Source organism: Pseudocolwellia sp. G5-9, from assembly GCF_055808995.1.
The window spans coordinates 355,389-371,581 of the sequence record NZ_CM147893.1; the positions used below are offsets into that span (position 1 = coordinate 355,389).

Consider the following 16,193-nt stretch of genomic DNA (forward strand, 5'->3'; position numbering starts at 1 on the left):
AATGAAATTTAGTGAATCATGGTTAAGAGAGTGGGTTAATCCTGCTTTATCTTCAGATGAGTTGTCTCATCAAATTACAATGGCTGGCTTAGAAGTTGATGCTGTTGATCCTGTTGCAGGTGAATTTACCGGTGTTTTAATCGGTGAAGTGGTTGAATGTGGGCCTCACCCCGATGCAGATAAATTACAAGTAACAAAAATTAATTTAGGACCAGATTTCAACGACGGTGAGTTAGTTGATATTGTTTGTGGTGCTAAAAATTGTCGTTTAGGGCTTAAAGTTGCTGTAGCCACTGTTGGCGCAGTTTTACCTGGCGACTTTAAAATTAAAAAAGCTAAATTACGTGGTGTACCTTCTCACGGTATGTTGTGTAGCGAATCAGAAATTGGTTTAGCTGATAGTTCTGACGGTATTCTTGAATTAGCGCAAGATGCACCATTAGGACTGTGTGTTCGTGAATATCTTGATTTAAATGACGTAACTATTGACGTTGACTTAACGGCTAACCGCGGTGATTGTTTAGGCCTTAAAGGTTTAGCACGTGAAGTTGGTGTATTAAATGGTTTAGCGGTTACTGAACCTGCTATTAATGATGTAGCGGCTACGATCACTGACGAGTTGACTATTACATTGTCAGCTGAAAAAGCCTGTCCGCGTTATTTAGGTCGTGTGATTAAAAATATTGACGTAACAGCTCAATCTCCTTTATGGATGGTAGAAAAATTAAGACGTTGTGGTATTCGCTCAATCGATCCAGTAGTTGATGTAACAAACTACGTGTTATTAGAGCAAGGTCACCCAATGCACGCGTTTGATTTAGATAAAATCGAAGGTGGCATTAACGTACGTTTCGCTAATAAAGAAGAGAAATTAACCTTATTAGATGAAAATGAAGTGACGCTTTCAACAGAAACTTTAGTTATTGCAGATGACAACAAAGCATTAGCAATGGCTGGTATTTTTGGTGGCTTAAACTCAGGAGTTACTACTGAATCTAAAAACATCTTTTTAGAAAGTGCTTTTTTTAGCCCATTAGCTATTTTAGGTAAAGCTCGTCAGTATGGTTTACATACAGATGCTTCTCATCGTTACGAGCGTGGTGTAGACCCACAGTTACAACTTGATGCAATGAACCGTGCAACTGAATTACTGCTTGAAATTGTTGGTGGTGAAGCAGGTCCTATCACTGAAGCTAAGTCTGAAGAAAATATTCCTCAAGAAAAACAAATTAGCCTGCGTAGAGTTAAATTAGATTCTCGAATTGGTCATCATATTGCTGATGAACAAGTTGCTGACATCCTGACGCGTTTAGGTTTCACTATTTCGTTTGCAAACGACGTATGGCAAGTAACGGTTCCTGCATATCGTTTTGATATTAAAATCGAAGTAGATTTAATTGAAGAAGTTGCTCGTATATTTGGTTACAACAACATACCGAATGTTTCGCCTAAAGCAACATTAAGTATGTGTGCAAATAAAGAAGCAAATTTAAGTGTAAGCAAATTACGTAACGCTTTAGTTAACCGTGGTTATCAAGAAGCTATAACTTACAGTTTTGTTGATCCTAAAGTTCAAGCCTTATTACATCCTGATCAAGAAGTGATGACATTGCCTCATCCTATCTCTTCAGAAATGTCAGTAATGCGCCTAAGTTTATGGACAGGGCTATTACAATCAGTTGCTTATAACCAAAACCGTCAACAAAACAGACTACGTTTATTTGAAACAGGTTTACGTTTTGTTCCTGACGAGTCTGCTGAAAACGGTGTAAGACAAGACAACATGCTTGCCGGTGTTATTACAGGGCAACGTAATGAAGAACATTGGGATATGGAAAAAGCTGCAACAGACTTTTACGATATAAAAGCTGATGTTGAAGCACTTCTTTCATTAACAGCTGATGCTTCTGCTTATGAATTTTCAAAAGCAGAAGTGAGTGCATTACACCCTGGTCAAACGGCTGGTATTTATCGTAATGGTGCTATTGTTGGTTATGTTGGTACCTTACATCCTGAATTAGAACGTAAATTAGGCTTAAACAGTAAAACATTAATTTTTGAACTATTATTATCTGAAATTTTAACTGCTAAAATTCCTGAAGCCGCTGCTATATCTCGCTTTCCGTCTAACCGACGTGACATCGCAGTAGTAGTAAAAGAAGATGTTGATGCAAAAAAAGTGTTACAACTTATTGAAAAGGTTGGCGGAAATTATTTAATTGATCTAAACTTGTTCGATGTATACCGTGGTGAAAGCATAGAGCAAGGTTTTAAAAGCCTCGCGATAGCCATGATACTACAAGATGATGAGAAAACACTTGAAGAAAAAGACATTTCTGATGTTGTAAATCGAGTGGTAGATTCATTAAAAACTCAATTAAACGCATCACTGAGGGATTGAGCAATGGCGCTTACCAAAGCAGAAGTAGCAGAACATTTGTATGAAAAGGTCGGTCTTAGCAAACGCGACGCAAAAGATATGGTTGAAATATTTTTTGAAGAAATACGTGAGACGTTAGAAAGCGGTGAGCAGGTCAAACTTTCGGGATTTGGAAATTTTGATCTGCGTGTTAAAAGCGAACGTCCGGGTAGAAACCCTAAAACTGGCGAAGATATTCCTATCTCTGCGCGTAAGGTAGTTACGTTCAGACCGGGTCAAAAGCTTAAAAGTCGTGTTGAAGACGGTAACGGATAAGAAATTCGTTTTCATATACTTTTATAAAAGGCTGCATTATTGCAGCCTTTTTTATTGCCTATTATTTGAAGTTTTTCTATAAATATTACTTCTCTGTAAATAATTCATAAGGTATTTTGTTATACCTTATCTTTATTGGTCGTGTAATTTACTTTACAGTGAGTTTTATTGAAAATTTGTACTACCCCGATACGTAAAATCTAGTATTATTTGAAGCAAAAAAGCGCTAAATGTGCTTGTCGTCACTATAGATGTAAGGAAAAAGTATGTTTAGTCTTAAAATTAATGGTGAATCTGTGGAAGTTGATGCTGAACCTGAAACATCGTTGCTTTGGGTTTTGCGTGAACATCTTGGTTTAACTGGAACTAAGTTTGGCTGTGGTGCTGGTGTGTGTGGTGCCTGTACAGTGCATATTAATGGGAAAGCGAGTGTTGCATGCCAATTAAAGGCTATAGATCTTAGCAAAGCCGAAATCACTACAATTGAAGGCTTGTCTGAAGATGGTACTCATCCACTACAACTTGCTTGGATGGAAGAACAAACACCTCAGTGTGGTTATTGTCAATCAGGCCAGATAATGCGTGCAGCCGCTTTACTTACCGAAAAACCAAACCCATCTCGTATAGAAATAGTGGACGGTATGTCGAGCAATATTTGCCGATGTGCAACTTATCCACGAATTATCCGTGCCATTCAACGCGCATCGAAAGAGGTATAAATCATGACGGATACTATGAATCTTTCACGTCGTCAATTTTTAATTGGTACAAGTGTTACAGCCTTTGCAATGTTAAGTACGGGCGCAATAGCCATTTTGAACGAAGATCCGCTTTCTAAAAATGAATCAAACCTTAAAGATCTTGATGCTTGGATCTCGATAAGCTCTGATAATCAAATCACCATTCGGTTTGCATCAACTGAAATGGGGCAAGGGGTTATGACCTCACAGCCAATGATCGTGGCGGAAGAGTTAGATGCTGATTGGTCAAAGGTGAGAGCAGAACAAATCAATCAAGGACCGTTAGAGACATACGGAAACAAAGAGTTAGGTGGCTTATTGTTTACAGCAGGCAGTGCCTCTATTCAAGGCTACTTTACAAAGCTTCGTTTCGCGGGCGCAAAAGTTCGAAGAATTCTTATTTATTCTGCGGCAAAAAATTGGGGCGTTCCCGTAGAAGAATTGACAACTGAACAAAGTGAAGTGATGCACCATTCCTCTGGCCGGCGAGCAACATTTGGATCAATAGCAACAGGAGGTCATCTTGTTGTTGACGTTCCAGAGGTGACTGAAGAAGAGCTTAAACCACAAAAACAATGGCGAATTATTGGTCACGATCAAGATCGTTTAGACATACCAGAAAAGACAAGAGGTGAAACTGTCTATTCTATAGATGTGCGTATTCCAGGGATGGTCTATGCCTCTCAAGCTCTTGCTCCTGTAGAAGGTGAAACACCTATTACTGTTAATGCTGATAAAGCACGTAAAGTGAAAGGAGTAATTGATGTTGTTACATTAGATAACAGTGTTGCTGTTGTAGCTAACACACTTGAAAGCGCTATCGCTGCGAGAGATTTTTTATCAATTACTTGGTCTCAGTCATCGCGATTTAGAAAAGCCGATAGCGAACAGGAATTACTGGATTTACAAAACGCGGCTAATGACCTTTCAATTCCTGCAATGGCTTGGGAAAATAGAGGGGAAACTGTTGAAAAAATTAAGCGTGACGCAAGTAATGTAATCAGCGCTACTTACGTTACAGAGCATGTTTATCATGCACAAATGGAGCCTCTTTGTGCTATTGCCGATGTTGATGATGATGAAAAGGGGGCTGAGGTTTGGTTAGGCACACAAAGTCAAACTATGTCTATTGTTGCTGCAGCACAAGCTTTGCAAACAAAGCCTGAACGTATTCGTTTTCATGGTATGCAAATGGGGGGAGGATTCGGACGACGCACCTTTTTTGGAAGAGATCTACTTAAAGATGCCGTATATATTTCACGCGCTGTTAAAAAACCCGTTAAGCTTATATGGACACGAGAAGATGATGTGAAAAACGCATGGTTGCGACCTGCAACTGCACATCATATGTCGGCAAGTATTAATGAAAATGGTGATGTTGAAGCATTTCGACACAGAGTTGCTAGCCCTTCAATATTTCAATTCGTTTTACCGCAACGCTGGAAAAAGGATGAGCCTGATGCATTAGTGATGGAAGGTACTGAAAGCTCTGATTATGATATCCCTAACTTTTTGGCTGAAACTGTTCGTTTAGAGCGCAAGTCTCGTCTTTCAGCATGGCGAGGGATAGGTTGGGGAGTAAACAGTTATGCACGGGAGTGTTTTATTGATGAACTGGCCAGTAAAGCAGGTAAAAATCCAGCAGATTTTCGTCGGAGATTGTTAAGGAAAAGCCCACGAGGCTTAGGCGTATTAGAAGAGGTTATCAAAATATCTAACTTTGGTAATGCGCCAGAAGGGCGAGCCCATGGTTTATCATTTGCAGGATACAAAAACACATTTGGAGCAGGGGTAGCTGAAGTGTCGGTTGATCCAAAAACAAAAAAGGTAAAAGTTCATAAGTTTTGGGCGGCAGTTGATCCTGGCATTGTGATACATCCAGAGAATTATATTGCACAGACGGAAGGGGGAATTTTATTTGGTCTTTCCGGGTTAATGCGTGAACGTATCAGTTTTAAGAAAGGTGAAATAGAGCAGAATAATTTTTACGATTACGAGTTAATGCGTATGAACAATGTGCCTGAATTAGAAGTGAGCATAGTAGAATCGGGCGAAGCACCATCAGGTGGTGGTGAAATTGGTGTACCTATGACCGGTGGAGCAGTTGCTAATGCAGTTAAAGCATTGACAGGAGTAAGTATTCAGCAAATGCCTTTTAATCAGTACCTGTGAATGAGAAGGAATATAGTGGGAGGTTGAAATCAATTATTTCTTGATGAAACTAAGTCACTATAAGATTAGTCGGGCTTTTAACCGTTTATACTATTCCGCTTCGTTATACATTGGCGATAATGGCTATATTGTGCATAAATTATTTGAATCTCTTGATACAGTAAAGAGGCCTTAACTATTATTACATTCACTCTATAGTGTTTAACTCCGGTGAATAAAGTTGAGGTTTGAGTAACTGACATTCTTAAAAATTGTTGTTGTATCAAGTACATACCAATTGGTACAACCTACTATCACTAAGCATATATACCCGTTATCATTCAAGATGCTCTGAAATACGCATCTTGAATGGTAACGGGTATAGACAAATCGACGTCGTTTTTGATATTTATGATAAATGCTTAGTCATCTTTTTATTCTCATGGAGACTCATGATAGTTTCTGTTTGTATTAGCTAAACCTATTTATCATTAATTACTTTTGAATATTTATTTGTTATTGAACGTATAAATATTATTGTATAGTTAATAACTATATGACTTGTTATAACAATGAATAGAGCAGATGCAACTCCTGTAGATAACGCAGGTAAACTTAATGGAATAGCTAACTGATATTGTTGAAATGTAGCTTGAACCATAGACTCATCAAATTCCGTAATAAAGTAATAAACTCGTTTAATGTAATCAGTTTCTTGTATATTAAATAAATGCGCTTGTAAATCTGATGCTCGAGTTGATGTATTCATAATGATCTCACCGGTTTCTTTAATAGAAGGTTCGCTGTTTAGTAAATACTTCTCTATCATCGTTTTTAAATTTCCGTCAAAATGACGGTTAGCAATTAGCTGGTATTCGTTTAATTGTAATAATGCTTCGTTTAAATGTCCTGATAGCCTTTGTGAATACTGTTGAATAAATTCAGGAAATTGCACACCTACAATAAAAGTAAGAGTAAACAAACACCGATCAAAGAGTGTCGATAAAATTTTTAACATAGGTGTTCTCATCTTTAACTGATTAAACCGAATTCAGGTTAATTAAAAAGCTGGCTGATTTTTTAAGGTAATGTTCAATATTACTACTCAGCATAAAATGCTGTGCGGCAGTAGTAAAGCTTTCTCATACTAAACTCACAGTATCCCATTGTACTGAAAACTCAAACACTATATGGTTAGCCCATTATTTTTTAAGGTAAATTAAATATGCGTCCAAGTCGTTTTAATGAAAATGAAGCCACTGAAATTAATTGGCGAGTAATTAAAATGTTACTTCCTTATATGATGGAGTTTAAAGCCAGAATAGCCCTAGCTTTACTGTGTTTAGTGTTAACTAAAGTCGCGAGTGTTTATTTACCTTTTATATTAAAAGATGTGGTTGATACATTAGATCAACAACAAGAAAACAATATTTACCTCGTACCATTTGGGCTAGTTGCTGCTTATGGCCTTGTTCGACTATCCATCGTTTTATTTGCAGAAATAAGAGATACTTTATTTGGCCGTGTAACTGAAAGAGCCATTAGACGCATTGGTTTAAAGGTATTTAAGCATTTACATGATCTTGATTTAGATTTTCATTTAAATCGTCAAACAGGGGGATTATCGCGAGATATTGATCGTGGTAATTCTGGTGTTAGTTTTTTAATGCGTTTTATGATCTTTAATATTATTCCCACCTTATTAGAAATCGTCATGGTTATTGGTATTTTATTTGTAAATTACGGAATATGGTTTGCTTTAATTACCGCAACTTCAATTACGCTTTATATCTTATATTCGGTAAAAGCTACTAACTGGCGTACTGAATTTATTAGAGAAGCCAACAAAGCAGACTCATCGAGTAACACTCGAGCAATAGATAGCCTGCTTAACTACGAAACTGTTAAATATTTTACTAACGAAGCCTACGAAGCTAAGGCATATGATCACCAGTTAGAAAATTGGGAAGAAGCTAAAAAGAAAAATCGTTTATCGCTCTTTGCTTTAAATGGTGGTCAAGCCATTATCATTTCAGTATCTATGACCGCAATGCTGGGGTTAGCGGCCTATCAGGTTACCTATGGGCACATGACTTTAGGTGACTTTGTTTTGATAAATGCATTTATGATGCAGTTGTTTATTCCTCTTAATTTTCTTGGCTTTATTTATCGAGAAGTTAAAGGATCTCTGGCGAATATTGAACATATGTTTGGCTTGTTATTAAAGTCACCCAAAGTGAAAGATAAAGATAACGCTACAGAGTTGGTTATTAATGGTGGCGAGGTTGAGTTTTCAAATGTGTCTTTCGCTTACGATGAAAAAAGACCCATTATAAAAAACATCTCGTTTTCAATAAAACCGGGTCAAAAAGTAGCGGTTGTAGGCGAAAGTGGCTCAGGTAAGTCAACCTTAGTTAAATTGTTATTTCGTTTTTATGATGTGAATCAGGGTGAAATAAAAATAGATAATCAGGCCGTTGACCAAGTTAGCCAACATTCATTAAGAAAAAATATTGGTATTGTGCCTCAAGATACTGTGTTGTTTAACGACACTTTATTTGAAAACATTAAATACGGTAATACCAATGCGACAGATGCCGAGGTTGCAAAAGCGATAGAGTTATCTCATTTATCAAGCTTTATCGCGTCGTTACCCGACGGAGATCAAACTAAAGTAGGAGAGCGCGGTTTAAAGCTTTCTGGTGGCGAAAAACAGCGTGTTGCTATTGCACGTACTATATTAAAAAATCCTGCTATTTTGGTGTTTGATGAAGCGACATCATCACTGGATAGTCATTCAGAGCAAGCTATTTTACGTGCTATTCAAACAGTAGCAAAAGGTCATACGAGTTTAGTGATTGCTCATCGTTTATCAACTATTGTAGATGCCGACAATATTATTGTGATGAACAAAGGTGAAATTGTGGAAGTGGGCGACCATCAAACCTTAATCGCTAAGAAAGAACATTATTACAATATGTGGCAATTACAACAATCTAGCTAATGTTAAGCCGAGTTCAGGTTAACTATTTAACTTTAATAAATATACGAATATAAAATGAATAAAGAACCCCGTGAAATATCACAAACACGACAATGGATAGAAGACATTATTGTTGGGCTTAACTTTTGTCCGTTTGCAAAAAAAGAACTGGTTAATGATACGATTTATTATTATTTATCTCATCATAAAAAGCTTAAATTAGCTCTAACAGAGCTTTTTGAGCAATGTCATTATTTACAACGTAATATTCAAATTGAAACAAGCTTAGTGATATTTGACAAAGGTTTTAAGTCGTTTGAGCAATATTTAGAACTTGTTGACTATGCTAACGAGCTGCTTATTGATTCAGAATATGATGGTGTATTTCAATTTGCGACTTTTCACCCTGATTATTATTTTGATGGCGTGGGCATTGACGATGCGGAAAATTACACTAATCGTTCGCCGTATCCTGTTATTCATATTTTAAGAGAAGAAAGCCTAACGCGAGTATTATCAACCTATAAAAATCCTGAAAATATTCCTGACAATAATATTGCTTTAGCACAAAAAAAAGGTCGAACGTATTTCGAGCAAGTACTTAAAAATATAAAACAATCATAATTTAATTTTAAACCGTTACAGCTTCTAAACGGTTCTAGCTGAAACATAAACTAATAATAGGTATACTGCGTGGCCCTAATATCGCAGTTAATAAATAGGTATTCTTTTTCGTGGAAAATAATAAATTAATCAATGTGGGTGGTAACGTTGAAAGTGCAGAGCAAGGCAAATATTCAATCGATATAAAATTGGTGTTACAAGAGGCTTGGAGCCTTACTCATAAATCGAGGCTTCCTATTATTGCCGGTGCGTTGATTTGTAGTGTTATAACATTGTTCATTGTATTTATTGCCAGTCAGTACCTAGGTGGCGTTGAAAACGCTTTAAAGGATATGCAGGCGCAGTACATTATTAATATTTTGGTTACTTTAGTTGTTTCGCCTTTTATTGCAGGAATAGAAATGATGGGCGTATTTCATGCTGTAGGATTAAAAACTCAGCCTAAATTAGTGTTTTCTTTTTTAAATAAAGGCGCTGTTATTGCTATATGCGCTTTACTTTCATCAACATTATCGTCATTGGGTTTTAATTTATTGATTTTACCTGGAATATTTTTATTGGTAACACTGTCTTTAACCGTACCTTTGGTGATTGAAAAAAATATGATGCCAATTAAAGCGATTATATTAAGTGTTAAATCATTACGTTTTCAGTTTTTTAAGTTATTAGCAATTTATGGCATTTTATTTATGGCTTTATTACTGTCTACTTTCCCTCTGCTATTATTATTTAAGTCTGGTTTTGAAATTATTGGTGTAGCATTTTTACTGTTTGCGCTTACTTATTTAGCTCCTCTTTTTTATAACACTAAAGGCATCTTGTATCGTGAAATTTTTGGTGTGCAACTCAATGCGTCTGAAGGCCCAACTCAAGGAGACAGTGGAAGTTTTTCCGCTTAACACTATATGGTAGGTCAAACGAATAGAGCTTTACATTATTTTAAAGTAGCAAGCTGTTGGTTGTTAATAGGGCTTTTTATCGTCGCATTAGTTGCTCCTTTTACTTTTATGAAACCACCTGTTGATACTCCAAGTAAAAAAACACCTGACGTAAAAGTTATACCGATTGAAAAACCGTTGCATAATGTAAAACTGCCTAAGTTTTCTAAAATTAAAGACGTTAAAGAAAAAAAACGTACATTCTTTGCTTTTATTAAACCCGTAGTGGAAAAACAAAATAATAAAATTCTTAGCCAAAGAAATAAGCTATTAGAAATAAAAGAACGTTATTTGAATGAATCAGTATTAACGAAAGCAGATAAAAGTTTTTTGGCTAAACTGAGTCTTAAATATAAAAGTAAAACGCAATTTGGAGTACTTGCACAAATAGATAAATTATTACTCAAAGTTGATATTGTGCCTATTCCTCTCGTTTTAGCGCAAGCTGCGAATGAATCTGCTTGGGGAACATCTCGTTTTGCTAGAATAGGTTTAAACTTTTTTGGTATGTGGTGTTTTGAAAAAGGTTGTGGAATGGTGCCAAGAAGTAGAAATGAAGGTGCTTTTCATGAAGTTGCTGCATTTAGTAGTGTAGAAGAAGCTATTACCAAGTATTTACATAACATTAATACTAATACCGCTTATAGCGTTTTTAGAACCATAAGAGGGCAGTTAAGACTACAAGAACTACCGTTAACTCCCGAAATATTAGCCACGGGTTTACTACCTTATTCTGAAAGAGGTACAGACTACGTGTTAGAAATTACCGATATGATCAGGCATAACCGAAAATATTTTTAACCTGTTATCGTATATACCCACACCACCTTAAGGTGCAGGATTCAGCTGCATATTGAGGTGGTATGGGTATACCTTCAATCATCTTCCGTAATTGTTCTATTTAAAAAGGCTCGATAATTAAATGCCATTTTTATATAGTCTGTACCGTCTAAGCATATAAGTCATTTGTGGATGCGAATTACATATGAGCTTTTCACGAGCGACAGATCACGTGCTTATCTTTAACACCAGAAAGCCTTAAAGCATTGAAGAATAAGTCATTTAACTAAAAATAATAGCAGGACTAACGTAGAGGTAGTGTTTATGGATGAATATTGGTTATTAAATGTATTAATTCAGATTTTTATTACTGTGATGATTATTTGGTTAGTTTTAAAGAGAGATAAAAAATCATTTATTGATAATGGTGATACTGTTGTGATTAGAAATACAATATTATCTAGAGTCTTTAACTTTGGAGTGAGAACGGTTAAAAAGTCAGATATCAATAAAGTTCAACTTGCAGGACGTTGTATAAGTATTTTTAATAACAGTAATAATGCTTATGATGTTTTTACTCATTCAGAATCACCCCAGAAGGTATTCAATCAAGCAAAAGCTATATTCACACATGCTGAGTTTATAGAAATAAATAGCTAAACAATCCACCGTAAAGAACCAAAACAGCTAGTCGTTGCTCGTGCGTTTTTCTTCATAGTCTGCCTAGCCTAACTTTTGTATGGGTCAGGATAGGCAGTTACACAGGCTTAATTTAAATAACCTCAGCTCGGGATAAGCAAAGTTACTCAACAAGCTATTTTTATGCCTAACTTCGTTGAATTTATTACTAATAGCTAGCTATTAGATAGAAAAATTCGCCTTGTTATACACACAAATATCAATGTTGAGAGACTAATATAACTTAGGAAAACAACGATACAGATTAAGGTTTTGATAAATAATAATTTTAATTCATTATCTAACATTCATTAACCCGAGTTGAGGTTAAATAGCCAGTTTTTATGGTTTTCCGTTGTTTATTTTTAGTAAATGTATTTGTTTAGCATTCAATTTTTTCCTACGGGTTTGCCAAGTAGCCCCACTCATTATTAATAGTAAAATACCCGCTAAGCTATAATAAATAGCGTTGTTTGGTTCAATGCTTTGCACGATTTGTTTTTCTAATTTTTGTCCGTTAACTTGTTGCTCTGCTTTTTCTACTTGGTTTTGCTGTTCAGCAAGCTGTTGGTTGTTCATTTCTTGCTGTAATTTTGCATTTGCTGCCATAGCTGCCATTGTTTTTGTTACTAAGGGAGCTAAACCAAAACCTTGCGCAAGTTCATTAACATGGGTTTTTACGGCATCATTTAGAATGACTAAGTCATTGTTATTAACCACAGCAATATATTGTTCAACCAGTTGTTTTAAACGTTCAGGATCTGCTTGCCAATAATCTTTACGTTCTGCTTCTAACATGCGCTCCATCATACGAGCAAAGGCAGCAGGGTTAATTTCTTTAAACCATTCATCGAGCTCTAAAGCTAATTTGTCATTAACATAAATGTCCATGTACTCATCCCATTGATCATTTCGTATCAAGTTAGGATCAACCACTTGCCAACCGAAAAAGTTATCCATTTTTGACGCTAATGACACGGCACCGGAATAACCTTCTTTTTGTAGCTCTTTTATCCAACGCGGGTGGAACATACGCGTGCGTAGCTCTTTAGCTAAAAATAAGTCGGCGTTTTCGGCTTTAGCATTTTTAGCGTCACGTAAATTTGCTACAACCATATCAGGGCTTTTACCATCAATATTACGAACGGCTAAACTGAGTGCTCCAAAGTATTCGAATGGATCATCGGTACTTAACATGCCAAATAGGTTTGACGAGCGTGCAAACATAGCAATGTCGGTACCTGATAATTGCTTGGCATAAAGTTGTACTTCTTTACCTTCGCTATTCGCGGCTTTTTGTCCCCATCGGCTGTTGTCGGCACCGAAGAAGTAACCCATTTTTCCAAGGTAGTTATCAGAGATTTTTTTGTCATTTTCCCAAGTGTCACTTGCCCAAACCGCATCATCAATACCTGTACCGTAATCTCCTGATTGATTGGAAAAAATACGTATAGTAGATAAATATTCGGCTTCTTTTTCTTCTACACCTTCAGCTAATAAATCGGCTTTTACTTTCTGGCTATTTTGCCAAACTGAGTTGTTGTCTTCTTTTATAGCTGCAACTTGATTGACGGCTTTTGCCAGCATTTGCATAACATTAGGAAATGCATCGCGATATAAACCTGTTGCAGATAATACAACGTCGATACGCGGTCGTTTTAATTCACTGTAGGGAATTATTTCAGTGCCAGTAACACGGCCGCTTGCACTCCATTTGGGTTTAACACCCATGGCATAAAGCACTTGAGACTCAAGTACGCCGTAGTGACGCATAGTTTCAATCGACCATAATGAAAAGGCCATTTTATCAGGGTAGGCTTTATGCTTTTGGTAGTAGTTGGCAATCATTTCTTCAACCAGTTCTTTACCTTGCTCGAAAGCTGCTTGGGTAGGAACCCGAGAAGGGTTAAAGCCAAATAGGTTATAACCTGTAGCCAATGATTCAGGATGTCGTATGGGATCACCACCTGATTTAACAGGGATATATTTAGCACTTAAAAAGTCAACCATAGCATCAAGCTCGTGGATACTTGCCATGCTTTGGTAAAGCTTTTTACCACGCTCAATATCAGCTTGTAGCTCAGTTGAAATTTCACTTAATGCTACTGGACGTTGCGCAGTTTGATCGTCAGCATCAATGATATAATTTTTTACGGTTAAATAACCTGACAAGCGGCTGATATCATTTTCTTGAGTTGTTTTAGTGTTGGTGATTTTATCGTTTTCAGAGTGTTGTTCGACGTTTTTCTCATTATGTTCGTCATGACTCTTTTCATGATAGGTATGGCTATGATCTGTGTTTTTATCTTCTTCATCGTCGTGGTGCTCACCGATTAAGCTTTCACTATAACTATCATGTTCAAATTCACTGGCCCGTTGTGTAAAGTCGTTACCTAGCATTTGTATTAAGGTTGAAATGGTAAGTGGCTGTTCAGGAATATAACCAAAGGTATGTAAACCTAATGGTTGATTTGCCGTTGCTAACGCCTCTAAGTGAATATGTAAGGCGTCAATAAACTCATCAAATGCTTGATCAATGCGTTCTTGTTCCCAGGCTAAGTCTTTACAAATATTGGTATCGAAACATAACTTAGTTAACTGAACGGCAGTTTTTTGCTTTACGCCACCTTGATCAAGCTGTTTATATTGATGCATTAATTCATGTAAATTACGTATTTCACCTTCTAAACCAGCAGCTGCGAATGGTGGTGTCATATGGGAAATAACTGTAGCGCGACCTCTGCGCTTGGTTTGCATTGCTTCGCCAACATCATCAACAATAAATGGGTAAACCACGGGCGTATCCCAAACCGCTAAATTACCTTGGTCATAAATTGATAAACCACGTTCTTTGCCACCTAAATACTCTTGTGAGCCGTGCGTACCTAAATGAACAATTGCGTCTGACTTCCAGTATTCTCGGGCATAATAATAAGCGGCTAGGTAAAAATGGTTAATAGGCACTAAACCTTGGTGATAAATCATGTTTTCGTCGTTCTTATTATCAGAACGAGGAGGCTGTCGCATGATCAACATATTACCGTTGCGAATGCGAGGTAGAATAAAAAAGTGTTTACCGCTTTTTTCTACGGCCATAAAGTTATCTTCTGGCTTGCCCCAATGATCGTTTATTGTTTGGGTTAACTCAGCGGGTAGGGCATTAAACCATGTTAAATAATCATCAATTGGCATTAACTCAGCTAAATCATTGTCTAACAATTCTGTTAACTGATAATCGCGGTAGAAAGGGTTGAGGATTTTTTTTGCGTTAGCTACAAAGTATTGCGCATCACGCTCTGCGGTTTTATAGCCTTCATTGGCTAAACGTTGGCTAATAGCTTCAATACTTTTAGGAATATTGAGAAAAGAGGCTCCTACGTCTTTGTCGCCCCAAACAAATAGGGTGAGTTTTTTATCTTTATTGGCTTTATATTTTAGATTAACGACATTAATCGCTTTGTTCACTAAATGCTCTAATTGGTAGTCGATAACTTCGATATTCTGGTCGCTCATGTTCCTCGCGGCTACGATCATAGGATCGATTACGCCGGCATTCTCTGGTAGCACTAAGGTAAATGACATCATATTGGCACTAACGCCTTGCATGTCATTTTCCCATGTTTCCTTATCGCCAGAATAGTAAGTCATCGCTTGCATGACAGGTACATTGAATTTTTCAAATTCGACTTTACGTTGGTTAGCCCAATGGATGTTACGAAAGTTAATGATCAAATCTACATCGGTTTGTTGGCCAATAACTTGACCATCCTTAGTCATTGGCAGTTGCAGTAAGTGGCTATAGTCGCTGGTAACAGGACTCAGTTTGAAAAAGAAGGGTACAACATAAGCACCTTTAGCTTCTAATTGGGCAATGGTGGCATCAATTAATTGCGTTTGCTCAGATTCAATCAGTGTTCGTTGTAATAGTATTGCTATTTTAGGTTGCTGAGGCTTTGCTGGACGGTGCTGTTTATATGTCGCTAAATCGTTAATGATTAAGCTCTCTAGCGCTGGATGGTAAATACCTTGCTGTGGAAAAATAATTGGAGTAGGCACGGTATTTTGTACTAAAGCATTGCCTTGGCCTGCTGATTTAATAATGTTTAGTGAGATATATGACAACATGTTATCGAGATTACGTCGGCCAGCATTCATCCAATAATCTTGTAAGGTGCTAGCACTATCAGCGTCTAAGCCTTTATTAAGGCTGGCGTTTTGTAAGTAGTTAAAAGCAACAATGTTAGTGTTTGTTTTAACTACTGCATTGTTATAACTATCAAAGGCCGCGCTGGCTTCTCGTACCGAAACCGCATCAAGAATAACTAAGTCATATTTATTGAATAGTGCAGCAAGGGCATCTGCTTGATTGGCAGTTTGTAATAATGATTTAGCTGATTTTTGCTGAATGTTCCATGTTGAGTTGGTTTTTTTATCGGCAACGGTTTTTAACAGCGTTATTTTGGCTGTGTTGGTATGAGCGGTACTGACAAAAAGTACACTATGGTTTGTGCTTTTGTTGCTAACACTATCTGTGACGGCATTACTAATAAAGCTAATGACGGAAAATAGTAAGATGGAAATTTTAATTAAAAGGTTTTTCATTG

11 protein-coding genes are annotated in these 16,193 nt (G+C 36.8%); 9 read left to right on the forward strand and 2 right to left on the reverse strand.

The genetic code is table 11. The features are described from left to right. The first annotated feature begins 1 nt into the window (after position 1). From pheT to AC0L5Q_RS01515, 4 genes are all read left to right on the forward strand, one after another. Entirely contained in the window at positions 2-2,401 is a 2,400-nt protein-coding gene (pheT, locus tag AC0L5Q_RS01500; protein ID WP_473613953.1) for a phenylalanine--tRNA ligase subunit beta, read from the forward strand. Positions 2,402-2,404: 3 nt separating this feature from the next. Next, the gene (locus AC0L5Q_RS01505) at positions 2,405-2,695 is read left to right on the forward strand and encodes an integration host factor subunit alpha (RefSeq protein WP_076418055.1); all 291 of its coding nucleotides are present in this window, start codon (positions 2,405-2,407) and stop codon (positions 2,693-2,695) included. A gap of 266 nt (positions 2,696-2,961) precedes the next feature. Continuing rightward, positions 2,962-3,414 carry a (2Fe-2S)-binding protein gene (locus AC0L5Q_RS01510; RefSeq protein WP_473613954.1) on the forward strand — a complete coding sequence of 151 codons (453 nt, stop codon included), beginning with the start codon at positions 2,962-2,964 and terminating at the stop codon, positions 3,412-3,414. A gap of 3 nt (positions 3,415-3,417) precedes the next feature. Further along, positions 3,418-5,607, forward strand: coding sequence for a xanthine dehydrogenase family protein molybdopterin-binding subunit (locus AC0L5Q_RS01515; RefSeq protein ID WP_473613955.1), 2,190 nt, complete (start codon positions 3,418-3,420; stop codon positions 5,605-5,607). 460 nt (positions 5,608-6,067) lie between these two features. On the opposite strand, the gene AC0L5Q_RS01520 is transcribed toward AC0L5Q_RS01515, so the two are convergent. Then, positions 6,068-6,604, reverse strand: a complete 537-nt coding sequence (locus AC0L5Q_RS01520; RefSeq protein WP_473613956.1) for a DUF2937 family protein — start codon at positions 6,602-6,604, stop codon at positions 6,068-6,070. A gap of 207 nt (positions 6,605-6,811) precedes the next feature. On the opposite strand from AC0L5Q_RS01520, the gene AC0L5Q_RS01525 reads away from it, so the two are divergent. The 5 genes from AC0L5Q_RS01525 (at position 6,812) to AC0L5Q_RS01545 (ending at position 11,571) form a co-directional block, all read left to right on the forward strand. Next, complete coding sequence (locus tag AC0L5Q_RS01525; protein WP_473613957.1) at positions 6,812-8,590, forward strand: ABCB family ABC transporter ATP-binding protein/permease; 1,779 nt, start codon at positions 6,812-6,814, stop codon at positions 8,588-8,590. A gap of 54 nt (positions 8,591-8,644) precedes the next feature. Next, the gene (locus AC0L5Q_RS01530; RefSeq protein ID WP_473613958.1) at positions 8,645-9,193 is read left to right on the forward strand and encodes a DUF1415 domain-containing protein; all 549 of its coding nucleotides are present in this window, start codon (positions 8,645-8,647) and stop codon (positions 9,191-9,193) included. A 110-nt stretch (positions 9,194-9,303) separates the two neighbouring features. Continuing rightward, positions 9,304-10,092 (forward strand): hypothetical protein, encoded by a 789-nt coding sequence (locus AC0L5Q_RS01535; RefSeq protein WP_473613959.1) that lies wholly within the window; start codon positions 9,304-9,306, stop codon positions 10,090-10,092. A 6-nt stretch (positions 10,093-10,098) separates the two neighbouring features. Continuing rightward, positions 10,099-10,932, forward strand: a complete 834-nt coding sequence (locus AC0L5Q_RS01540) for a glucosaminidase domain-containing protein (RefSeq protein WP_473613960.1) — start codon at positions 10,099-10,101, stop codon at positions 10,930-10,932. Between the two features lie 303 nt (positions 10,933-11,235). Then, a complete protein-coding gene (locus AC0L5Q_RS01545) occupies positions 11,236-11,571 on the forward strand; it encodes a hypothetical protein (RefSeq protein WP_473613961.1) in 336 nt (111 codons plus the stop codon). A 360-nt stretch (positions 11,572-11,931) separates the two neighbouring features. Here AC0L5Q_RS01545 and AC0L5Q_RS01550 read toward each other — a convergent pair whose 3' ends face one another. Further along, positions 11,932-16,191 (reverse strand): cobaltochelatase subunit CobN, encoded by a 4,260-nt coding sequence (locus AC0L5Q_RS01550; protein WP_473613962.1) that lies wholly within the window; start codon positions 16,189-16,191, stop codon positions 11,932-11,934. Positions 16,192-16,193: the final 2 nt, after the last annotated feature.